The organism is Gordonia sp. NPDC003504, assembly GCF_053587995.1.
Window position 1 is genome coordinate 79,627 of the sequence record NZ_JBSFPC010000002.1, and the last position, 21,503, is coordinate 101,129.

At 66.9% G+C, this 21,503-nt stretch carries 19 protein-coding genes and 1 pseudogene; 9 read left to right on the forward strand and 11 right to left on the reverse strand.

Translation table 11 applies throughout. The features are described from left to right. Window positions 1-21 precede the first annotated feature (21 nt). Genes ACWDPV_RS04515 through ACWDPV_RS04525 form a run of 3 tightly spaced genes read left to right on the forward strand, consistent with a single transcriptional unit; the run spans window position 22 to window position 2,800 of the window. Window positions 22-669 carry a hypothetical protein gene (locus ACWDPV_RS04515; protein ID WP_348803145.1) on the forward strand — a complete coding sequence of 216 codons (648 nt, stop codon included), beginning with the start codon at window positions 22-24 and terminating at the stop codon, window positions 667-669. After that, window positions 666-1,562, forward strand: coding sequence for an ABC transporter ATP-binding protein (locus ACWDPV_RS04520; RefSeq protein WP_348803147.1), 897 nt, complete (start codon window positions 666-668; stop codon window positions 1,560-1,562). The genes ACWDPV_RS04515 and ACWDPV_RS04520 overlap by 4 nt, the downstream gene beginning before the upstream one ends. Further along, a complete protein-coding gene (locus ACWDPV_RS04525) occupies window positions 1,559-2,800 on the forward strand; it encodes an ABC transporter permease (RefSeq protein ID WP_449741954.1) in 1,242 nt (413 codons plus the stop codon). Before ACWDPV_RS04520 ends, ACWDPV_RS04525 begins: the two co-directional genes overlap by 4 nt. Here ACWDPV_RS04525 and ACWDPV_RS04530 read toward each other — a convergent pair. Then, entirely contained in the window at window positions 2,766-4,232 is a 1,467-nt protein-coding gene (locus tag ACWDPV_RS04530) for an MFS transporter (protein ID WP_348803149.1), read from the reverse strand. The two genes, ACWDPV_RS04525 and ACWDPV_RS04530, sit on opposite strands and share 35 nt — an antisense overlap. A gap of 126 nt (window positions 4,233-4,358) precedes the next feature. On the opposite strand from ACWDPV_RS04530, the pseudogene ACWDPV_RS04535 reads away from it, so the two are divergent. Together ACWDPV_RS04535 and ACWDPV_RS04540 are read left to right on the forward strand one after the other, a co-directional pair. Further along, window positions 4,359-4,475: pseudogene (locus tag ACWDPV_RS04535) on the forward strand (AsnC family protein); the annotation flags it as partial. Window positions 4,476-5,019: 544 nt separating this feature from the next. Beyond that, window positions 5,020-5,403 carry an Lrp/AsnC family transcriptional regulator gene (locus tag ACWDPV_RS04540; protein WP_449741955.1) on the forward strand — a complete coding sequence of 128 codons (384 nt, stop codon included), beginning with the start codon at window positions 5,020-5,022 and terminating at the stop codon, window positions 5,401-5,403. A gap of 6 nt (window positions 5,404-5,409) precedes the next feature. On the opposite strand, the gene ACWDPV_RS04545 is transcribed toward ACWDPV_RS04540, so the two are convergent. From ACWDPV_RS04545 to ACWDPV_RS04560, 4 genes are all read right to left on the reverse strand, one after another. After that, entirely contained in the window at window positions 5,410-6,708 is a 1,299-nt protein-coding gene (locus ACWDPV_RS04545) for a cryptochrome/photolyase family protein (protein ID WP_449742420.1), read from the reverse strand. Window positions 6,709-6,762: 54 nt separating this feature from the next. Further along, window positions 6,763-7,131 carry an FKBP-type peptidyl-prolyl cis-trans isomerase gene (locus ACWDPV_RS04550; RefSeq protein WP_348803151.1) on the reverse strand — a complete coding sequence of 123 codons (369 nt, stop codon included), beginning with the start codon at window positions 7,129-7,131 and terminating at the stop codon, window positions 6,763-6,765. A gap of 69 nt (window positions 7,132-7,200) precedes the next feature. After that, window positions 7,201-8,523 (reverse strand): citrate synthase, encoded by a 1,323-nt coding sequence (locus ACWDPV_RS04555; RefSeq protein WP_348803153.1) that lies wholly within the window; start codon window positions 8,521-8,523, stop codon window positions 7,201-7,203. Between the two features lie 69 nt (window positions 8,524-8,592). Continuing rightward, complete coding sequence (locus tag ACWDPV_RS04560; RefSeq protein WP_348803154.1) at window positions 8,593-9,534, reverse strand: carbohydrate kinase family protein; 942 nt, start codon at window positions 9,532-9,534, stop codon at window positions 8,593-8,595. Window positions 9,535-9,618: 84 nt separating this feature from the next. Here ACWDPV_RS04560 and ACWDPV_RS04565 point away from each other — a divergent pair, with 84 nt between their 5' ends. Further along, entirely contained in the window at window positions 9,619-10,281 is a 663-nt protein-coding gene (locus tag ACWDPV_RS04565; RefSeq protein WP_348803155.1) for a 5-oxoprolinase subunit B family protein, read from the forward strand. Next, complete coding sequence (locus tag ACWDPV_RS04570; RefSeq protein ID WP_348803156.1) at window positions 10,278-11,153, forward strand: 5-oxoprolinase subunit C family protein; 876 nt, start codon at window positions 10,278-10,280, stop codon at window positions 11,151-11,153. The genes ACWDPV_RS04565 and ACWDPV_RS04570 overlap by 4 nt, the downstream gene beginning before the upstream one ends. 40 nt (window positions 11,154-11,193) lie before the next feature. Here the strand turns inward: ACWDPV_RS04570 and ACWDPV_RS04575 are convergent, their stop codons facing one another. After that, on the reverse strand, window positions 11,194-13,323 hold the full coding sequence (locus tag ACWDPV_RS04575; protein ID WP_449741956.1) for a DUF222 domain-containing protein: 2,130 nt from the start codon (window positions 13,321-13,323) through the stop codon (window positions 11,194-11,196). 176 nt (window positions 13,324-13,499) lie between these two features. On the opposite strand from ACWDPV_RS04575, the gene ACWDPV_RS04580 reads away from it, so the two are divergent. Next, the gene (locus tag ACWDPV_RS04580; protein ID WP_348803158.1) at window positions 13,500-14,564 is read left to right on the forward strand and encodes an oxygenase MpaB family protein; all 1,065 of its coding nucleotides are present in this window, start codon (window positions 13,500-13,502) and stop codon (window positions 14,562-14,564) included. A 1-nt stretch (window position 14,565) separates the two neighbouring features. Here the strand turns inward: ACWDPV_RS04580 and ACWDPV_RS04585 are convergent, their stop codons facing one another. From ACWDPV_RS04585 to pdxH, 3 genes are all read right to left on the reverse strand, one after another. Next, window positions 14,566-15,651, reverse strand: a complete 1,086-nt coding sequence (locus ACWDPV_RS04585; RefSeq protein WP_348803159.1) for an isopenicillin N synthase family dioxygenase — start codon at window positions 15,649-15,651, stop codon at window positions 14,566-14,568. Between the two features lie 95 nt (window positions 15,652-15,746). Continuing rightward, window positions 15,747-17,015: an MFS transporter gene (locus ACWDPV_RS04590; RefSeq protein WP_449741957.1), complete on the reverse strand. Its 1,269-nt coding sequence runs from the start codon at window positions 17,013-17,015 to the stop codon at window positions 15,747-15,749. Between the two features lie 92 nt (window positions 17,016-17,107). Further along, a complete protein-coding gene (pdxH, locus tag ACWDPV_RS04595; RefSeq protein ID WP_348803225.1) occupies window positions 17,108-17,803 on the reverse strand; it encodes a pyridoxamine 5'-phosphate oxidase in 696 nt (231 codons plus the stop codon). A 415-nt stretch (window positions 17,804-18,218) separates the two neighbouring features. Between pdxH and ACWDPV_RS04600 the strand changes: the two genes are divergently transcribed. Continuing rightward, a complete protein-coding gene (locus tag ACWDPV_RS04600; RefSeq protein ID WP_449741958.1) occupies window positions 18,219-19,346 on the forward strand; it encodes a citrate synthase 2 in 1,128 nt (375 codons plus the stop codon). 30 nt (window positions 19,347-19,376) lie between these two features. Here the strand turns inward: ACWDPV_RS04600 and ACWDPV_RS04605 are convergent, their stop codons facing one another. Together ACWDPV_RS04605 and ACWDPV_RS04610 are read right to left on the reverse strand one after the other, a co-directional pair. After that, window positions 19,377-20,471 (reverse strand): helix-turn-helix domain-containing protein, encoded by a 1,095-nt coding sequence (locus ACWDPV_RS04605; RefSeq protein WP_449741959.1) that lies wholly within the window; start codon window positions 20,469-20,471, stop codon window positions 19,377-19,379. Then, entirely contained in the window at window positions 20,471-21,502 is a 1,032-nt protein-coding gene (locus ACWDPV_RS04610) for a helix-turn-helix domain-containing protein (protein WP_449741960.1), read from the reverse strand. The genes ACWDPV_RS04605 and ACWDPV_RS04610 overlap by 1 nt, the downstream gene beginning before the upstream one ends. Between the last annotated feature and the right edge of the window lies 1 nt (window position 21,503).

Sequence of the window (21,503 nt, forward strand, 5' to 3'; positions counted from 1 at the left end):
CACCGACCCCGGAGGTGCACGATGTACGACCCGAATTCGGCGATTCCCGAAACGGCGAAACCCGCGGTGTGGCGGCGCTACGACGCGTGGCGCGGCCGGCGGCACCGTCGCTTCGCCGCCCGCACCGCCCACCAACTGCCCCGCTGGCGTAACCGGAAGAGCTATCGCCGGGTCGTCGCGGCCCAGGCGGCGGCGGTGGTCGTGATGATCGTCGGATCCGTCATCGCGTTCTTCAGCTCGGACTGGTTCCTCATCCCGTTCTTCATCGGCGCGGCGACGACCCTGGCATGTCAGCGCATCCTGCGCATCATCACCGGGTCGATCGGCGACGCCCCGATCACCGCACTCGACGAGATCCAGCTGGCCCAACGCAATTCGGCCCGCTCGATCGCCTTCATCGTCCTGTTCAGCCTGATGTTCATCCCCTACTTCGTCCTCATCGGCCTGTCCAATCTCGACAACGTCGACCCGCAGGCGATCTATGGCGTTGCGATACTGCTGATCTCGCTGATGCTGGCCGCCGCGGTCCTGCCGTCGATGCTGACCGCCTGGTGGATGGCCGACCCCGATCCCGAGGACTACGCCGAACCACCCACCGCCGAACCACCCACACCGAATTCGTCCACGCACGGTTCGTCCACCATCAACCAGGAGGGAGGGCTGCGATGACCGACTCATTGATCATCGATGGCCTACACAAACGCTACGGCGACGTGATCGCGTTGCGCGACATGACCTTCACCGTCCGGCCCGGCGAGATCTTCGGATTCGTCGGCAGCAACGGTGCGGGAAAATCCACCACGATGCGCATCATCCTCGGTGTGCTCGCCGCCGATTCCGGAACCGTCACACTCGGTGATCGTCCGATCGACCTGGCGACCCGGCGCCGCATCGGCTACATGCCCGAGGAACGCGGCCTGTACCCGAAGATGAAGGTCGGCGAGCAGCTCCGATTCCTCGCCCGGCTGCACGGATTGACCGCGGCCGACGCCGCGGACTCGGCCCGACGTTGGACCGAACGTCTCGGTGTGGCCGCACGATTCGACGACAACGTGTCCGACCTGTCGCTCGGCAATCAGCAGCGCGTACAGCTCGCCGCCGCGCTCATCGCCGATCCGGCGGTCCTGGTTCTCGACGAACCGTTCTCCGGTCTCGACCCGGTGGCCGTCGACGTGATGAGTGACGTCCTGAAAGAGAAAGCAGCCGAGGGCATCCCGGTGATCTTCTCCTCCCATCAGCTCGACCTGGTGCAACGCCTGTGTGATCGGGTCGGCATCGTGGCGAGCGGCGAGATGCGTGCCCTGGGCACCGTCGACGATCTGCGCGCACGGGGCGGGATGACCCTCGAGGTCGCCGGACCCGGTATCGACACGCCCTGGGCGGACGGGATTCCGGGGGTGCTCGAGGCGGCCTACGGACAGACCACGCTGCTGCGCGTCGATCCCGCGACGATCGACGACCAGGCCGTCCTGGCCGCCGCGTTGCGCACCGGACCGGTGCACCGATTCGCCACGTCCACACCATCATTGACCGACATGTTCCGAGAGGTGGTATCGGCATGAACACCCCCACACCCACGCGTCCCACGCCCACGTCCGCAGACGCCGGCGCCGGTGCCGGTGCCGGCGCCATGACGTCGGTCTGGCTGATCGCCCAGCGCGAGATCTCCACCCGCGCCCGCACGAAGTCCTTCGTGCTGAGCACGGTGGCCCTGATGCTCGTGATCGTCGTCGGGCTGATCGTCTGGAAGGCGTTCAGCGGCGGCGGCGAGGACAGCGAACGCATCGGCATGGTGGGCGCGGATCGCTCACTGTCGGTGACCGTCACCGAGATCGGCGAGGCCGTCGGCACCCCGATGTCGGTGGTGGCGCTCGATTCCGATGCGCAGGCGCGCGACCAGGTCGCGGCCGGCGATGTCGACGCCGCCGTCGTCGTCGGCCCGGACAACTCCTACACCCTGATCAGCAAAACCGGTCTGTCCGAAGACCTCTCGAGCGTGCTCCGGACCTCGATCGAGCAGGCCACCCTCGCCGACGGACTGGCGCAGCGCGGCGTCGACGCCGCGGATCTGCCACGCGCGGTGATCCAGACCGTCGACACCGAACCCCAGACACCCGACACCGCGCAACGCATCGTCGTGGCACTGGTCGGTTCGATGCTGCTCATCATGGCGATCATGTTGGGCGGCAACATGATCGCGGTCGGCGTCGTCGAGGAGAAGACCTCCCGCATCGTCGAGTTGCTGCTCGCGACCGTCAAACCGCTGCACCTCATGTGGGGCAAGATCCTGGGCATCGGGATCGTCGCACTCGGTCAGGTGGTCATCCTCGGGGCCACCGCGCTCATCGCCGGGATCGCCACCGGCATGCTGACCATCGCCGGAACCGCGATCGGGATGTTCGCGGCGACACTGATCTGGTTCGTCCTCGGATTCCTGTTCTTCGCCACGCTGTACGCCGCGGCCGGTGCGCTGGTGTCGCGGCAGGAGGAACTCGGCTCCACCATCATGCCGCTCACGGTGCTGTCGCTGGCGGTGATGTACGCGGGGATCTTCGGCATCCAGGCGCTCGACTCCACCTTCATCAGTGTGCTCACCTGGATTCCGCCCTTCTCCGCGGTGCTGATCCCGATCCGGATCGCCACCGGCGACACCGACACCGTCCAGATCATCGTGTCGTTGCTGCTGATGGTGGCCGCGTGCGCGATCGCCACCTGGGGTGCGGCGCGCATCTATCAACGATCCATCCTGCGCACCGGCAGCCGGGTCACGTGGTCGGAGATGCTGTCGATGACCCGGTGACGGCCGCGTCGGCACCCGCGGCGGCGGGTGCCGACGGCCCGTGGGGAACGAAATCCCTGCCCCGGATCAGGATGAGCGCACACACCCCACCGACGACGGCGACGGCCCCGCTGACGAGGAACAGCAGGTCGAGGCCACTGGCATATGCGGCGTGAACACCGCCCGCGGGGTTGTCGTGCAGGGACGAGGCGATCCGGGTACTGAAGATCGATCCGTAGACCGCGATACCGACGGCGATCCCGATCTGCCGGAAGGTCGTGTTGATACCGGAGGCCATTCCGGACTGGTGCACTCCCACCACGCCGACCGCCGTCGCGGCCAGCGGCGGATTCACCAGACCGCTGCCGATGCCGGCGACGATCAAGCCGGGGATCAGATGCGTCCACGAGGAGTCGGCGTCGAGGCCGGCCATCACGAACAGTCCCACCCCGACGATCAGCAATCCCGGACCGATCAGCCAGCGCACCGGCACGGCGTCGGAGGCACGACCGGCGATGGTGGCCACGACCATCGTGCACCCCGACATCACCAGCAGACGGAGGCCGGTCTGGAAAGCGGAGTAGCCCAACGAATTCTGCAGATACAGCACGATGTAGAGCAGCATCGCGAACAGCGACCCGTTCATCGTGAAGGCCGCGATGAGTCCCCCGGTGAAGGTGGGGGTCCGCACCAGCGAGAGATCGAACATAGGTTGGGCCACCCGCATCTCGACGACGACGAACGCCACCAGCAGGAGCGCGGCCACGATGAAGCAGCCGACGACGAGGCCATCGGTCCACGACCGCTGCCCGGCCTCGGTGAGGCCGTAGATCAGGGCGACGAGCCCGGCGGTGAAGGTGAGCACGCCCGCCCGGTCGATGCGACGCGCATGCGGCGAACGTGACTCGTCGACCATGCGCAGGGTGATCAGCAGCGCGATGATCCCGATCGGCAGGTTCACCAGAAAGATGGCCCGCCAGGTGAGTCCGGTGGTGAGGACACCGCCGAGGATCGGACCGAGCGCGGTCGACACCCCGGTGACCGCCCCCCACGCGCCGAACGCGACGCCGCGCTCCCGACCGTGGAAGGTCGCCGCGAGCAGGGCGAGCGAGGTGGAGAACAGCATCGCACCGCCGATCCCCTGCAGGGCCCGGGAGACGATCAGCATCGTCGGGTCCTGCGCCACGCCGCACAGCAGCGAACCCATCGTGAAGATCACCAGCCCGATCGAGAAGATCCGGCGTCGGCCGAACTTGTCGGAGATCGACCCGGACGTGAGCAGCAGCGATGCGAGGGCCAGCGCATAGGCGTCGGTGACCCACTGCAATTGACTGAAGCTCGCACCGAGGGCGCGTTGGATGTCGGGAAGCGCGACGACGACGATGGTCACGTCGAGCAGCAACATGAATGTCGCGGCGCAGACGACGACCAGCGTCCACCATTTTCTCTGCATGAAATGCACCTTTCGCGTCGATTGCCCGTTCCTGACGTCAAAAGCCATGCGGGCCTGCTGGATTCAGTGTCCTGCAGGAGTTCGCCCGCGGTCACGGCGAGAGGTTCGCGATGTAGATTGTTGATCATGAGCTCTCGCGTGGCGCTGAATTCCTCCACCCTGGACGACCTCGACGCGAAGATCGCTCGTTCGCTGCAGATCTCTCCGCGTGTCTCGTTCCGCGAACTCGGGGAGATCCTCGGGGTGGCCGAGCAGACGGTGGCGCGACGATATCGGCGGATGCGCCGCGACGGGTTGCTGCGCGTCACACTGAATGCCTCACTGGGCGGACATGCCGGTCCGATGTGGCTGGTCCGCGTGCGATGCCGCCCCGAGGGTGCCGACACCATCGCGCATGCCGTCGCCGAACGGGACGACGTGTCCTGGGTATCGATCTACGGCGCCGGCTGGGAGGTCGCGTTCAACCTGCGGACCGACCCCGACGCGCACGCCCACGAACTGCTGACCCGAACACTGCCCCAGACCGCACCGGTGCTCGATGTGATGTCGGCCGAGATCCTGCACACCTTCATCGGCGGCGCGGGTGAGCATCAGGACACGTGGAGCGACGTCCTCACCGCGGAGCAGAGCGAGGCCTTGCTGACGACGTCGATCCGATCCGATGGTTCGGCCGCGTCACCGCGGATACCGGATCGCACCGATCGCGTCCTGATCGACGAACTCAGCCGCGACGGCCGGACGCCGTATTCCCTCGTTGGCCCGGACGATCGGCAGCACCCACGGAAAGGTGACCCGCCGCGTCGAGCACCTCATCGCGACGGGCGTCGCCTACTTCCACGTGGATCTGGCGACGGCGGCCATCGGGCTACGCAGTACCGCGCTGTGGCTGACCGTGGCGCCCCGCGATCTGGCCGCCGTCGGCAAGACCCTGGGCAACAATCCCCGCATCCCCTTCGCGGCAGCGGTCACCGGACGGGCGAACCTGACCGCCAACATCATCGGATCAGGTGCCGACGATCTCTATTCCTTTGTCACCGAGACACTTTCGGACATCGACGGCATCACCGGATATGAACTGGTACCGCTGCTGCGCAGGGTGAAGCACGCCGGGGCGCTGGTCAGCGGAGACCGCCTCGCGCCGCCGGCGGCATCGGTGAAACGTCACCGTTGACAGCGCTCAGATCTCGCCGTATCGGCGCAGCGCCTCCTCGCGTTCGGCCTTGTGGTCGACGATCGGGTCGGGGTAGTCGTCGGTGCCGAACTCGGGCACCCAGGCCGCGACGTAGCGGCCGTCGGGATCGAACTTCTTGGCCTGCGCCTCCGGGTTGAACACCCGGAAGTACGGGGCCGCATCGGTTCCCGTGCCCGCGGCCCACTGCCAGCCATGCTGATTCGACGCCATGTCACCGTCGAGGAGCTGATCGAGGAACCATCGCGCGCCCCACCACCACGGCAGGTGCAGGTCTTTCACCAGAAACGACGCGGTGACCATCCGGACCCGGTTGTGCATGAAGCCGGTCTGCGCCAGCTGACGCATCCCCGCGTCGACGATCGGGAAGCCGGTCTCGCCCTTCGTCCACGCCTCGAATCGACGCTCCGCATCCGCGTCGGTGTCCAGGTCGATGTCGTCGAACTGCCGATTCCAGTTGTGCCACGCCGAATCCGGCCATCCGAACAGCACATCGGCGTAGAAGTCACGAAAAGCCAACTCGCGCAGGTACGCCCGGGCGCCGGTACTGCGGCCGTCCAGGTCGGCCGCCAGGGTCCGGGGATGGATGTTGCCGAACTTGAGGTAGGCCGACATCCGGCTCGTCACGTCGAGGTCGGGTCGGTCGCGGTCGGAGTCGTAACCCGCCAGGTCGTCGTCGACGAAGTCCTGCCACCGTTCTCGCGCCGCATCCTCTCCGGCGGGGAGATCGATCTCGGTGGGCGGCTTGGGGATTCGGATTCGTCCGGACTTGGTGATGTCGGCGGGATCGATGAGCCGGGAGTGCTGCACCGACGTGGCGGCGGGCTTGCGCCACCCGTGATCGCGCCACTGCTTGAAGAACGGGGTGAAGACCTTGTAGGCAGACCCGTCGGACTTGGTGACCCGGCCCGGTGACACCAGGTACGGGGAGCCGAGGGGTTCGAACGAGACGCCGTCGCCGATGCCACCGAGGGCCGTCTCGACGGAGCGGTCGCGGCGCCGCCCGAACGGCGAAAAGTCCTCGCTCACATGTACAGACGAGGCACCGATCGCGTCGGCCAGCCGGGGGATCTGCTCGTCGGGCCGTCCACGCACCACCAACAGCCGGCCGTCGAGTTTGTCATCGATCTCGCGGAGCGAGTCGTAGAGGAACGCCAATCGCCGTTGCCCGGACGAGCTTTCCAGCCGCGGATCGAGGACGAAACAGACGAGAACCCGCTCGGCACCGTCGAAGGCGGCGCCGAGCGGGGGAAGGTCGTTCAGACGGAGATCTCGTCGAAGCCACAGAATCGCCGACGTGGCCGTCTCCGACCCGCCGCGATTCCGCGTGTGCGTCGCGATCTATCCCACGCCCAGCAGGTCGATGACGAACACCAGGGTGCGCCCCGACAACCGGTGGCCCGCCCCGGCCGGTCCGTAGGCGAGGTTCGGGGGCACCGTCAGGCGACGACGACCGCCGACCGCCATCCCCGGAATCCCTTCCTGCCAGCCCGGAATGAGCCGTTCGAGCGGGAATCGCGCCGACTGCCCACGATCCCACGACGAGTCGAACTCCTCACCGGACTCGAAATCGACACCCACGTAGTGCACGTCGACGACGTCGCCGCGCCCCGCCTGCGCACCGTCTCCGACGATCAGATCGACGACCTCGAGTTCGGCCGGGGCCTCACCCTCGGGGAATTCGACTTCGGGCTTCTCGGCACTGGTCACGGGACTCTCCTTTGAGTCGTCGGTCTGGTGGGTGTCGGTCAGAGAGATCGTTACGCGATCGGAGATCGTTCAGCGATCGGAGAGGCCGACGTAATCGCGTTCGGTGTAGCCGGTGTAGAGCTGACGCGGACGGCCGATCTTGCCGCTCGGGTCGGAGTTCATCTCACGCCAGTGCGCGATCCAGCCCGGCAGACGGCCGAGCGCGAACAGCACGGTGAACATGCGCGTCGGGAAGCCCATCGCCCGGTAGATGACGCCGGTGTAGAAGTCGACGTTCGGGTACAGCTTGCGCTCGATGAAGTAGTCGTCGGACAGCGCCACCTCTTCGAGGCCCTTGGCGATGTCGAGCAGATCGTCGTGCACACCGAGATCGGTGAGGATCTGGTCGGCGGTCTTCTTCACGATCGCCGCGCGCGGATCGTAGTTCTTGTAGACGCGGTGTCCGAAGCCCATCAGCTTCACGCCGGCTTCCTTGTTCTTGACCTTGGTCATGAACTCCTTGGTGTCGCCGCCGGAGTTCTTGATGTCCTCGAGCATCTCGAGCACCGCCTGGTTGGCGCCACCGTGCAGCGGACCCCACAGCGCGTTGATGCCACCGGAGATCGAGGTGAACAGGTTGGCCTGCGACGATCCGACGAGACGCACCGTCGAGGTGGAGCAGTTCTGCTCGTGATCGGCATGCAGGATGAACAGCATGTCGAGGGCCTTGGTGACCTCGGGATTGACCTCGTAGGGCTCGGCCGGGAAGCCGAAGGTCATCCGGAGGAAGTTCTCGACGAGACTCAGCGAGTTGTCCGGGTACAGGAACGGCTGACCGGCCGACTTCTTGTAGGCGTAGGCCGCGATCGTCGGCAGCTTGGCCAGCAGGCGGATCGTCGACAGTTCGACCTGCTCGGGGTCCTTCGGATCCAGCGAATCCTGGTAGTAGGCGCTCAATGCGTTGACGGCGCTGGAGAGCACCGGCATCGGGTGTGCGTTCCGCGGGAAGCCGTCGAAGAACCGCTTGAGATCCTCGTGCAGCAGGGTGTGCCGCTGGATCTTGGTGGTGAACTCCTCGAGCTGCGACGGGGTCGGCAGCTCACCGTAGATGAGCAGGTAGCTCACCTCGATGAAGGTGGACTTCTCGGCCAGCTGATCGATCGGGATGCCGCGGTAGCGCAGGATGCCCGCATCGCCGTCGATGTAGGTGATGGCCGACTTCGTCGACGCGGTGTTGACGAAACCACCGTCGAAGGTGGTCAGACCGGTCTCGGAGAGGAACTTGCCCAATGCCACCGAGTCACTGCCCTCGGTGGCTTTCAGGATCGGGAGCTCAAGTTGCCCACCGGGATAGGTGAATGTTGCCGAGTCCGATTCGCTTTGCTTATCGGCCGGGACTGTTTCAGCGGACACTCGTGGACCCCTTCGCTCAGATGCGAGATCTCTAGAACTCGTCCATTTCAGGACTCTCGGTAACCTAACCTAGTCGCTTCGCAGCTCGCTCGCCCACGGAGGGTCTGCCCCCGGCCTCGACACCGTGATTCCCGCCACCTCCACGGCGAACCGCGCGACGTCCTCCCACTGCTGCGGCGAGAGTTCGGCGACCGCCGTCGGCGCCAACGCACCCCACCGGTCGAGTTGATGCAATACCGCACCCATGATGCTGTCACCTGCACCGATGGTGTCGACGACGGTCACCGCCCGGGCCGGGACGCGCGACTGCCCGGCGGCGGTGACGACGTCGATGCCCGCCGAACCCGCCGTCACGAAGACCACGCTCACCCCCGCGCGAAACCAATCCTGCGGACCGGTGCCGTGCGGACCCTGCGCCAGCCACCGCGCATCCTCGTCGGAGAGTTTGAGGATGTCGACGGCCTCCACCCACGACGCGAACCGACGCCGATAGGCGTCCGGATCGTCGATGACCGCGGCACGGATGTTCGGATCGAGCACGACGAGACGACCCTCGCCGCGGCTGCGTCGCATCACCTGCTCGTAGACGGACGCACCGGGCTCGAGGACCAGCGAGAGGGTGCCGAAGCAGACCGCCGACACCGTCGGCGCGAACGGGCCGGGGTCGGCGACGAGGCGGTCGGCGGTGCCGTCGACGTAGAAGGAGTAGTGCGCCGCCCCGTCGGTGCCGATCGTCGCCAGCGCGAGCGACGTCGGCTCGGCGCGACGCTGCACGAGGGTGGTGCCGACACCGCTGCGTCCCAACGCCGAGACGATCGCCTCGCCGTAGTCGTCGGTGGACACCGCCGAGCAGAACGACACCGCGCTCCCGAGGCGGCCGAGCGTGACGGCGACGTTGAACGGGCCGCCGCCGAGCGCGGGTTGCAGCGCGGGCAGCCTACCACTCGGTGCCGGGGCGCCGGTGGCGACCACATCGACGAGCGCCTCGCCGCAGACGACGATCTCTCTCATCCAGCCACTCCCGCGTTCACCTCGCCCGCCATCCCGTTCACTGCAGACCCAGTGTGCCATCCCGGGGTGCTAGATTCGGCTGACATGAACGAGTTGCCCGCGGGTCCCGATGCGGTGCTGCTCGACTTCTCCGCCGACGATGACCCCACCCTCGCGGTACGGCACGCCGAGAGCGTTCTCCGGCAAGCACATTCGGCCGGAGCCCTGTCGACCCTCACCGAGATCGTGCCCAGTGCGACGACCGTCCTGGTGCAGTTCGAGGGGGGTTCCGGCGCGGATTCGCTGGGCATCGCCCGCGTACTACGGGGCGCGGGCCGCGATGAGGTGGGCTCCGGCGATCCGGTCGACGAGGTACGGATCGTGGTCCGCTATGACGGCGCCGACCTCGACGACGTGGCGCAACAGGTGGGCACGACGGTTGCCGGGGTGATCGCATTGCACACGCGCACCCGTTGGCGGGTGCAGTTCATGGGATTCGCCCCGGGTTTCGCCTATCTGGTTCCCGACGACGATGCCGACAATCCCCTCACCCGGGTGCGCCGCCGCAGCGAGCCACGCACCCGGGTCCCCTCCGGGGCCGTCGCCATCGCGGCCGGTTACAGCGCGGTGTATCCGCGGTCGAGTCCGGGCGGCTGGAACCTGCTGGGGCACACCGGTATCACCGTGTGGGACGAGAGCGCGACACCACCGTCGCTCCTCGCGCCGGGCACGCTGGTCCGGTTCGAGGCGGACGAGATCCGGCGATGAGCACACTCGAGGTCATCACCCCCGGTCCGCTGGCCACGATCCAGGATCTCGGGCGCTCGGGGTACGCCCATCTCGGGGTCCCCGTGTCCGGCGCCGCCGACCTGGTGTCACTACGTCTGTCCAATCGCCTTGTGGGAAACCATGAGTCGGCCGCGGTCATCGAGACAACGCTGGGCGGGTTGCGGATTCGGGCCGACCGGGAGACGATCATCGCGGTCACCGGCGCCGCCACACGGGTCATGATCGATGATGCTCCCATCGGCCTCGGCGTGATGGCCACCGTGAAACCCGGTGCGATACTGAGTATTTCTGCACCGACCTGGGGATGCCGGAACTATCTCGCGGTGCGGGGCGGAATCGATGTACCGGCGGTCCTCGGGTCCCGGTCGACCGACACGTTGTCCGGACTGGGCCCACCCGCCATCGCCGCCGGTGACACCCTGCCCGTCGGGAACGCCGCGTCGGCGTGGCCGGCGGCCACCTTCGCGCCGGTCCGCACCGACCATCATCACCAGGTGGTGGAACTCGATGCGGTCACCGGGCCACGGCATGCGCATGTGGTGAGCCACGAGATCCTCTTCACCGGGGTGTGGGAGGCGAGCGCCGAGGCCGACCGCGTCGGGGTGCGATTGGTTCGGCCGGAGTCCAGTGCCGCACCACTTCTGGAGCATCGAACCGAACTGCCGGAACTGCTGTCGGAAGGCGTTGCGCACGGCTCGATCCAGATCCCGCCCGGAGGGCGGCCGGTGATCTTTCTCGCCGACCATCCCGTCACCGGCGGCTATCCGGTCGTCGCCGTGCTGACGGCGGCGGCGCTGTCGCAGGCAGCCCAGCTTGTGGCCGGAGACCTCCTTCGTTTCCGGGCGCGCTGATACCGCGGGCGTCAACGCTGACACCGTCAACGCCGACACCTCAGAAGGGTGGTGGCGCGCCGTCATCGGGCACGACGGGGTATCGCTTCTTGCGTCGCTTCGGGGGGCGTGGCGGGTTCAACGGGTCGACGCCGTCGGCGATGCGGGCGCGGTTGCGTTCCCGTTCGCGGCGTCGCCGTTCATATTTGGCGGCGAGCCGATCCCGCTTACTGGTCGAGATGACGCCCGGTTCCCGTGGTGTCGGTGGTGCGGCGGGTGGGTCGGCGAACCGGTAGCGCCGTAGCCCGCCGAAGAAATCTTCGAGGGTTTCCGCCGGCCCCGGAATGTTCAAGCCTTCCGGGGTGGTGAAAATCGTGACCAGTCGGCCGTTCTCATCCCGGTACTGATCATCGAGCCAGCGAGAGTGCGTTTTCTGCAGGTGATGTCCACGGCACTTCGCGTTCAGCCCGTCGGGAGTGGTCAGCCCACCGAGTTCGGGATGCTCGTGGTCGTACTCGTGCACGTGATCGCAATCCCCGTCGAACGCACTACCTCGGCACGCTGGGATCACGCACTCACCGTGACGCATCCGGATGAACTCATCCAACGCCGTCGACAACCGATACGGATCCGACGGCAACGCCGACGCGAGTTCGACGTCTTCGGGATCGACACCTTTGGGCACCAGGCGTCGGATCGTGGTCGGGTATCGGGTGATCAGATCGAGGATCTGCTCGGGGATGAGCGCTCCCTGCCCGATCAAGTAGCCGAGGTTGCCGTCGAGCGGGGGCTCGGCGGCCGAAACCGTTTCCGTAGAGGATGATTCGCTGCCGGTTGGCGCGGTGTCGGATTGGTCGGTGTCGGTCGCCGCATCAGGACACCGGTCATCGGCAGCAGCGCTCTCCTTGGGCATCGACATCCGCGCCATACCCGCGCGGGTATCCGCGGGCGGCTCCCGCTCAGTGTCGGGTCCGCGTGCGGGTTCCGCGGCGAGTTCCGTTTCGGCAGTTCCACTCTCCTCGTCAGAGCCGCTCTCCTCGAGCAAGGACATCTGCGCCACACCCGCATCGGTGTCGGCATCCGCATCGGTGTCGGCATCCGCAGTCGACTTGGGCTCGAGAGCCGGTTCGGCCTTCGGTTCCGAACGCCGGACCTGCACCACCGATTCGGTTGCACCACCCCCGGATTCGCGGTCGGCGGCAGAACTCCGCTGTTCCTGCTGATCTTGTTCCTGCTGTTCTTGTTGTCGTTGGCGTTCCTCGATTGCCGCGGCGGTGGTCTCATCGGCGATGACGTGCAACACGATCTGCACATCCGGAATACAGCCGGGTTCCGGAATGTCGGCCGGGCAGTCCTCGTTGCCGCAGTCACAGGTGAACTGCGTCCCCGACAACAACGAGTACATGGCATCGGCTTGGCGTTGCCGCCGGGTCCGCGGGTCCTTCCGGCAGGCGCAGTCGGCCAGGGCGGCGATCGTTTTCTCCGCGATCGTGATGTGTTCGGCGGACATGGTGCCGGTGATCTCCCCGGTCCCATCGCCCTCAAAGTGGGTGAACACAGCCCGCTTGTCGAGGTTCCGTTTCCGCGGTTCGCGGACGGCGTCCGGTGCGTGTTGGAAGACGATCTTGTCGACCATGTCCCGCAAACTCGTCGCCGGCCATTGCCCGGCGCGTTCGAACAACCGCTCGGCGATCGCCGCGTCGACCAACGCGGTGTTCGGATGCAAGGCCGGTCCCGGATCGAGCAGGTTGGTGCGGTCGATCAGGGTGCGGAACTGACTGTGGCTGATCCGGCCTTCGCGTAGTGCCCGTCCGGTCTTCGGCAGGCGGGTGGCCATCACGATCGCCTCATCCAGCAGCCGCCGGGTGGTCACCATCGCGAGATTCCGGGTCCGGGACATGTGTTCGGCCGCGATCTGCGCGTACTCCGCCGACTCGTCCAACGGGCGGTCGGTCAGACACCTCACCACATAGGCGGTGAAGTACGAGTCCAGCCATGCCATGTAGGAGCGGCACCGGTCCAGTTCGGTCATCGCGACCAGCACCTCGTTGATCGAATGCTGATCCAGCCGATCCGGATCCACCCCGAACAGAAACTCCGGCGGCAACCCCGGCCACGGCGACGGGCCCTGCTTCAGCAACGCATCACGCACATCCCCACGAATCCGCGCGCTCCACGGAATGGTGCTCACTCCTCGCCCCCTCGAACAAGATGACCGTCGAAGCTCTCTTCGATCTGACCATCATTGTAGAGACGGCCACCGACAAAAACTTCTGACGAGGACGCCCACCCCGGAATCTGTGGACACCCGTGGGCGGTGCGCGCCCACATTGACACCCCAATGAGACGCTTCTAAACTTTCGTCTCATGACTCAGGTTTCGCCCGCCCCCGCCACCGACGCGAGTGACACCACCGCCTCGGAGGTCGCCGACGCCACCGCCTCCGACGCCGCGCGCGACGAGTACGCCCCGCTGGGACCGGGATCCAAGACGTGGGAGACCTGGGGAACCTGGACCGGCATGTTCCAGGGGCTGTGGGCGGGATCGATGCAGAACATGCATCCGAAACTCGGCCAGGCCGTCTGGGATCACTCGGATTTCTTCGGTGAACGCTGGGAACGTCTGATGCGCTCGTTGTATCCGATCAGCGGTGTCATCTTCGATCCCGTCGCCACCGACGGCGTCGCGGAGACCGGCCACGAGGTCCGCGACTATCACCGCACGATCAAGGGCACCATGCCCGACGGGTCGCGCTACCACGCACTCGACCCGGACGTCTTCTACTGGGCGCATGCCACCTTCTGGTACGGCAATGTCCGTCTGTGTGAACGTTTCGGGCCGTGGCTGACCGAGGATGACAAGCGGCAACTGTTCGAGGAATCCAAGGCGTGGTACGCACAGTACGGCGTCTCGATGCGTCCGGTACCGGACACCTACGAGGACTTCCTCGAGTACTGGGACCACATGTGCCGCAATGTTCTTCGCGATCACGAGTCGGTCCGGACGGTCCTCGACATCTCCACGCTGCCCCCGCCGCCGTTCTTGTCGTTCATCCCGAAAGGGCTCTGGCACCGGCACATCGCGCCGCGGAACGCGAAGGCGTTCCTCTGGCTGACCACCGGGTTCTACGACGAGCCGATCCGCGAGATGATGAATCTGCCGTGGACCGAACGTGACGAGAAGCTGTTCCGGTTGCTGGGCAGGGCGATCAACCTCGTCATGAACCGGCTCACCCCGAAACGGTATCTGCGCCACCCGCGTCCACGCGATGCGTGGGACCGTGTCAACGGCCGCGTCCCGAAGGACGCACCACTCGTGCAGACCCCGGCGCGCAATCTTCCTTCAGAATCCGAGCGCGACAACCCGATTCACTATTGCCCGGTGCACGCCGCACGTCGGGCAACGTACCCGGGTATGGTCACCGGCGACTGACCTACTGTTGCCCGCGGCCGCGCACCATCGCCTGTCGCACTCGGGCGGCGTCACGTTGCGCATACGGATTGGATTGTCCGGCACGAGATCCGGCAAGTTTGGCGCCGATGTGCTCACCGACGGTGATCGGTGAGTATCGACTGCCGGCGCCGACACAACTCGGCAGCGTCGAGATGGTGGCGTCGATGTTGCCGTCGTGGAAGTACGCGGCCGACCGTCGCCGTTCGATGGTGCCGTCGACGATCGGCGGCTTCACCCGATGCAGCGTGGACATCCACCGCTCGTTGGTCCAGCGCGCCATGAGATCGCCGAGATTGATCAGGAGCGCGCCGTCGGCCGGTGCCACGTCGTGCCAGTTTCCGTGGTGATCAAGGACCTGCAGCCCCTTGACCTGATCGGCCCACAGCACGGTGACGATCCCGTAGTCGGTGTGCTCCCCCATGCCGGTGAGCTCTCCGTCGATGTCCACCTCGCCGGGTGGCAGTGCGTAGTTGTTCATCCGCAGCACGTCGAGTGAGTGGTCGGTGTAGGCGTCGAAGAACTCCGGCGGCAGGTCCAGGGCATCGGCGAAGATGCGCGTCAGGGTGCGCGCGACCCGTCGCGCCTCGGCGAAGTACGCGGACACCGCCGCCTGAAAATGATCGACCGACGGCCAGGTGTTGTCGGCGTAGTGATCATCGGGCAGTGCCAGGGCGGGGTACTCGCGGGCCTCCACCCCGACGTTGAATGCCTCGAAGAAGTCGTTCATCCGTCCCGCGGACTCCACTCCGAGACTCAACGACAGTGACTCCGACTTGGGCGGGGCATAGCCACGGTTGATCTCCGGCGGTGTCCGGTAGGCCTTCTTCTCCTCGAGCGGCAGCGCGAAGAAATCGTCCATCACCGCGGTGAACTCGTCGAGCACCACCGCCGGGACCTGGTGGCCGACGATCTGCATGAAGCCCACCGAACTGGCCGCGTCGTCGATCTGCGCGGCCACCACCGCACGATCGGCCGGATCACCATTGGCCGTGTACGCCGTGATGTCGATGACGGGCACATGGAAGGAATCCACCGAGGACTCGACGGTCGCAGTCATGGCTCCCATGGTCGCACCGAACCGAGGGCCTCGCTGAGCGCCGTGAACGGTGTGTTGAGCGCTGTCAGTGAGGGTGAGAGCGCTGTCAGTGCGGTCTGAGAGCCTCAGGCGTGCTGGCCGACGCGATAGCGGACGAAGGACGGGATCGCGATCGCGGCGATCAGCGTCGCGATGATCACGCCGACGCCGCCGAGCGCGGTCGTCAATGCCACACCCGCGGTGGCCGCGGCCGCACCGTGCAGCACGTCGGCGATCCGGGGGCCGCCGGCGACGACGACGATGAAGACACCCTGCAGCCGGCCGCGGACCTCGTCGTTGGCGGCGGCGAGCAGGATCGATTGACGGAAGGCGGCCGAGGCCATGTCGGCGGCGCCGCCGACCATCAGCAGCACCAGCACGATCGGCAGCATCGGCAGCGCCGCACCGCCCGCGAAGCCGACCGCCACGCCGGCCGCTGCGATCGCCGCACCCCAGATGAGGATGCAGACGATCACTGCCAGGCCTTGCCGCTGCACCCGACTCACCCACCCGGAGAAGACACCGCCGACCACGGCGCCCGCGGAGATCGCGATGAACAGCAACGCGAACGCCCATCCGCCGCCGGACGGTCCGCCGAAGTTCTCGTGGGCCATCTGCGGGAACAGTGCGCGTGGCATGCCGAAGATCATCGCGATCAGGTCGACGAGGAACGAGGCCATCAGCACGCGGTGTCCGGCCAGGTAGCGCAGGCCCTCGAGGACCGACCGCAGACCGGCGACCTTGGGCGCCTGGTCGCTCTCCGGCGGCAGTTTCGGCAGCCGGATCACCGCCCACAGCGTCGGGATCAGGAAGAGGGTGTCGAGCAGATAGAGGACCGGGTATCCGAGCACCGGGATCAGCGCCCCGCCGACGAGCGGTCCGGCGATGGCACCGGCCTGCATCACCGTCATGTTCAGCGAGAGTGCCGCGGGCAGTTGCCCGCTGGGCAGCAGACGCGGCAGCACCGCGGTGCGCGTCGGCTGATTGACAGCGAAGAACCCCTGCTGAACTGCGAAGAGCACCAGGATGATCCACACGTTCTCGACGCCGAGGGCGGCCTGCAGCCAGAACAGCGCGGAGCACGCGATGAGACCCACCGTGGTGCACACCAGGATCAGACGACGGTCCAGGACGTCGGCGAGGGCACCACCCCACAGGCCGAAGACCACCAGCGGGACGAGCCCGAACACACCGGTCAGACCGACATACCAGGAGCTGCCGGTGATCTGGTAGATCTGTGCGGGCACCGCGACGATGGTGAGTTGGGCACCGATGACGGTGACGATGTTGGCCAGCCACAGCCGCCGGACATACGGGTTCTGCAGCGAGGTGGTGTCGGCGAGAAGGCTACGCACCGAGGTATTTTAGCCGGGCTCACGATCGGGTTCGGTCGCCGACGGCCGGTCGTCCGATATGACGGAATCGGCGATCTCGACGCGCAACCCGGTCACGGCTGGAGCCGCGACGCCTCCCAGACCCCGTCGATCAGATCCAGCCGAACCCTGTTGTGCAGCCGGTTCGCGCGGCCCTGCCAGAACTCCACGCTGACCGGCTCGACGCGGTACCCGCCCCACGCGGGCGGCACCGGCACCGCCACATTCCCGTCGGCACCGCCGAACTCCGCGGCCACCTGCGCGGCGTGCGCCTCCAACTCATGCCGGCTGCCGATCGGCCGGGACTGCGCCGAGGCCAGCCCCGACAGTTGCGAGCCCCGCGGCCGCATCCGCCAGTAGGCCTCGGTCTCCTGTTGCGACACCTTGACCACCGGACCACGGAAATGCACCTGACGTTCCAGTGCGATCCACGGAAAGGTCACCGACGCAAAGGGATTGGCCTCCAGGTCGCGACCCTTGTCGGAGTCGTAACCGGTGAAGAAGACCACGCCTGCCGCGTCGGCCCCCTTGCACAGCACTGTCCGGGTGGCGGGCCGACCCTCGGCGTCGACGGTGCCCACGACCATCGCATTCGGCTCCGGAATCCGGGCGTCGACGGCCTCGGTGAGCCAGACGTGGAACAGATCCAGCCAGGGCGGGTCGCCGCGCAGCCAACTCGGATCGAGATTCTCCCGGACGCCGTCGGCACCGGCGGCACGATCGCCGTCGCCGACGTTGGGCGGGATTCCGCCGCCGTAGCCCACACGCATGTTGGGCAGATCGATCGGCGCCCGACCGCCCCCGATACCCCCCGCCGGAACACTCGCCGTCGGAAAACCTTCCGCCGGAAAACCCCCTTCCACCGGAAAACCCTCAGCCGAAAAACCGTCAGCGTCGCTCACGCGGAGAACGCTACTCCAGGATCACGGCGACGATACGCCGAGTTCCTCCGTCTGTGACCACCGCCGGGTCCAGCGGACGCCCGGGACGAGTTCGTCACTGGATGAGCGGCGGTCGGTAACCCCCGCCGCTCCCCGGTATGCCACAGCCGATGGGCTGTCCTACAGTGCTGAATGACCGACGGCTTGAACGACCGACTTGAACGACCGACGGCTTGACGAACGATGCCCCAGCCCGGCATCGCACGATTCGGCACAGCGACAGTGCCAGAAAGGTGCGCGCAGCATGGCCAACACCGTTCCGGATGACTTCGTCCCCGGCCTCGAGGGCGTGGTGGCCTTCACCACCGAGATCGCCGAACCCGACAAGAACGGCGGCAACCTGCGGTACCGCGGCGTCGACATCGAGGACCTGGTGGAGAACAAGGTCACCTTCGCCGACGTGTGGGCATTGCTCGTCGACGGACAGTTCGGCGACGGACTGCCGCCCGCCGAACCGTTCCCGCTGCCGATCCACACCGGCGACGTCCGCGTGGACGTGCAGGCGGCCCTGGCGATGCTCGCCCCGATCTGGGGTTACCGCCCACTGCTCGACATCGACGACGCCACCGCCCGCGCGAATCTCGCCCGCGCCTCGGTGATGGCGCTGTCCTATGTGGCGCAGTCGGCCCGGGGTATCCACCAGCCCGCGGTGTCCCAGCGTGTCATCGACGAATGTGACACCGTGACAGCACGTTTCATGACGCGGTGGAAGGGCGATCCGGATCCGAAACACATCGCGGCCATCGACGCCTATTGGGTCGGTGCGGCCGAGCACGGCCTGAATGCGTCGACATTCACCGCCCGCGTCATCGCGTCCACCGGTGCGGATGTCGCCGCGGCCCTGTCCGGTGCCATCGGCGCGATGTCGGGTCCGTTGCACGGCGGCGCTCCGGCGCGCGTCCTCCCGATGATCGAGGAGGTGGAGCGGACCGGGGATGCGCGGGCATTGGTGAAGGGCATCCTCGATCGCAAGGAGAAGTTGATGGGATTCGGCCATCGGGTGTATCGGGCCGAGGACCCGCGGGCCCGTGTATTACGCCGCACCGCAGCCGATCTCGGAGTTCCACGATATGAGGTCGCCGCGGCTCTCGAGCAGGCCGCGCTCACCGAGTTGCGGGAACGGCGACCGGACCGGGCGATCGAGACCAACGTCGAGTTCTGGGCGGCGGTCATCCTCGACTACGCCGAGGTCCCCACCCACATGATGCCCGCCATGTTCACCTGCGGCCGCACCGCCGGATGGTGTGCCCACATCCTGGAACAGAAGCGACTCGGCAAGCTGGTGCGCCCCGCCGCGGTCTACACCGGTGCCGCGCCTCGACGGCCCGAGGACGTGGCAGGGTGGGGTGACCTGGTCAAGCCGGGATTGTGACCGCCGCACAACGCGATTCGTGCCGAACGCTCATTCACGCTCGAAGGGGTTGCGCGGCTCGTCGTGGGCGTCGAGTACCGGGCGGCCCGGGCGATCGATCCGCCGCATCGACGGGTTGTCGGCCGACACGTCCCCGGCGTTCTGCGCCGCATGGAAAGCGCTTGGCGTCACACCGAATTCGGCTCGGAACCGGTTGCGGAGCGTCGCCGCCGAGGTGAAGCCGCAGCGAACCACGACGTCGTTGATACTGATCGGCCCGGGGCCCGACAGGAGCCGCCGCGCTTCCTGCAGGCGACGGGCGGCGATCAACGCGGCGGGCGTCGCCTCGGCGCCGTCGAAATGGCGGTACAGCTGTCGGCGACTCATGTAGAGCTCGGCAGCGATCACATCCGAGGTGAACTCCGGGTCGGCGAAGTGCCGTTCGACGAGCTGACACGTCGCCTCCCGGACCAGGATGGCATCATCGGCAAGCGTGCGGCCGGAGCCGCCACACTCATCCAACATCGACCGGACCAGACCGATCACCGCCCACTCGGTGCGTGGGTCGACGGTCCGCGATCCGGTGGACGCGTCGATGGCGAAGCGACGGATGAACTGCGCGGTTGCACGGGTCAGCAGTTGATGCCGATCGGGTGGGACGAGCGGCTGACGAATGTGATCGAACGACGAGCCGATGGTCTGACTCGGGATGAGCAGGCCGGCCGGATCAACGCGCGCCCGCACGACGCAGTCAAACGGCGTCGACCCGCTCAGTGCGATCAACTGCCCCGGCATGAAGGTGGTCACCAAGCCATCGATCGTGAACTCCATCGGCCCCGTCGAGCACACCGCGAACACCAGTCGCCGATCAGCGGAGTCGCGGATCATCGCATCGGTTCGTGAGGTCACATTCGGGGTGAACGACGCCGAGAACGTGTCGAGCGCGCTCAACCTGCGGTAACGCATGACTGCGGACCACTGATCGGGGGGCTCCGCGGTCACCCGGAGGTCAGGCAGGAAGGCCGCCAACCCCTGCCGCCCCCGCAGTGTGAACCCCCGCCCACCGCTGCGCAGCGAAAGCCCTTTCTGGGCGGTCTTCTCGCCCTCCTGCCCGACACCGTCGACCCCGCCGAGGGGGCCGCTCATCACGAGGTCTGATCGGCGGAGGAGTGACCCGTCTTCGCTCGCCGATACTCGTCCGGGGTGACGCCGTAGGTGGTCCGAAACCTGTTGCGCAGCGTGGCCACCGAGGTGAACCCCGACGAGGCCGCAACGTTGGCCAGACCGAGCCCCTCGGTGCGTTCGAGGAGTTCACGGGCCCTGGCCAGCCGTCGTTCCACGATCAGATCCGACGGCGATTCGTCGGTGTCGGCGAAGTAGCGATACAGGTGACGACGACTCAGATGAAGGAGACTGGCCAGGGTCTCGGTGGAGAACGCGGGGTCGCGGTAATGCCGGTCGACGATCTCGCGAGCGCTCGCCAGCACCTGCTCGGTGCGGTCGACCTCGTCGCCGCCACTACAACTCTGATCGAGCATGGTGGAACGCACCAGGTCGACGGCGGCCATCTCGGCCTTGAGGTCGACGTCGGCGCCACGCACCGCCACATCAAAGGCGAAGGTCCGAAGGAATTGGGCCGTCGCACGAGCGAGAGGCGTCGCGGAGATGATCGGCATCTGCACGGTCGGACCACGATCCGGGTACAGCAACTCCACCGGAATCCAGACACCGACGATGTCGGCGACGTCCAGGCAGGTGTGGGCGTAGATGTCCTCGTTGTTCACCATGACCAGGCCCTGCGGGTCGTCATAGGTGTAGGTGTGACCCCCCTGCCGAACCACACCGGTGCCCGGCAGGGTCTGGGTTCCCGCCATCACATACGGCGACGGGAAGTCCCGGTTGGTCGCGGCAGTGCGTGCGGTGGTTCGCGGAGTCGTCAGGATCACGAAGACCAAGATCTGCGAGAGTGGACGCCAGTAGGCGATCTCCTCGAAGTCGTCCGGATCGCCGATCGGCGTGATCTCCAGGGCCGGAATGTAATTGGCGAGTCCATCGCGTCCGGCCCGGTAGATGTGCCGGGTCGGGTTGTTCCCGAGCGGATCGAAGGCACCGATGCGGGACTGCCACGACCGGACGAAGTCGGCGGTCAGTCCGGGGTGGTCATCACCGGCAGACATG

What these genes read in the sequence shown, in the direction of transcription:
- ACWDPV_RS04565 (WP_348803155.1), top strand. Translation starts at nt 9,619, where the DNA reads ATGAACGAGTTGCCCGCGGGTCCCGATGCGGTGCTGCTCGACTTCTCC.
- ACWDPV_RS04605 (WP_449741959.1), bottom strand. Translation starts at nt 20,471, where the DNA reads ATGAGCGGCCCCCTCGGCGGGGTCGACGGTGTCGGGCAGGAGGGCGAG.
- ACWDPV_RS04585 (WP_348803159.1), bottom strand. Translation starts at nt 15,651, where the DNA reads ATGGGAGCCATGACTGCGACCGTCGAGTCCTCGGTGGATTCCTTCCAT.
- ACWDPV_RS04560 (WP_348803154.1), bottom strand. Translation starts at nt 9,534, where the DNA reads ATGAGAGAGATCGTCGTCTGCGGCGAGGCGCTCGTCGATGTGGTCGCC.
- ACWDPV_RS04600 (WP_449741958.1), top strand. Translation starts at nt 18,219, where the DNA reads ATGGCCAACACCGTTCCGGATGACTTCGTCCCCGGCCTCGAGGGCGTG.
- ACWDPV_RS04570 (WP_348803156.1), top strand. Translation starts at nt 10,278, where the DNA reads ATGAGCACACTCGAGGTCATCACCCCCGGTCCGCTGGCCACGATCCAG.
- ACWDPV_RS04515 (WP_348803145.1), top strand. Translation starts at nt 22, where the DNA reads ATGTACGACCCGAATTCGGCGATTCCCGAAACGGCGAAACCCGCGGTG.
- ACWDPV_RS04580 (WP_348803158.1), top strand. Translation starts at nt 13,500, where the DNA reads ATGACTCAGGTTTCGCCCGCCCCCGCCACCGACGCGAGTGACACCACC.
- ACWDPV_RS04520 (WP_348803147.1), top strand. Translation starts at nt 666, where the DNA reads ATGACCGACTCATTGATCATCGATGGCCTACACAAACGCTACGGCGAC.
- pdxH (WP_348803225.1), bottom strand. Translation starts at nt 17,803, where the DNA reads ATGCGTGTGGGCTACGGCGGCGGAATCCCGCCCAACGTCGGCGACGGC.
- ACWDPV_RS04610 (WP_449741960.1), bottom strand. Translation starts at nt 21,502, where the DNA reads ATGTCTGCCGGTGATGACCACCCCGGACTGACCGCCGACTTCGTCCGG.
- ACWDPV_RS04525 (WP_449741954.1), top strand. Translation starts at nt 1,559, where the DNA reads ATGAACACCCCCACACCCACGCGTCCCACGCCCACGTCCGCAGACGCC.
- ACWDPV_RS04530 (WP_348803149.1), bottom strand. Translation starts at nt 4,232, where the DNA reads ATGCAGAGAAAATGGTGGACGCTGGTCGTCGTCTGCGCCGCGACATTC.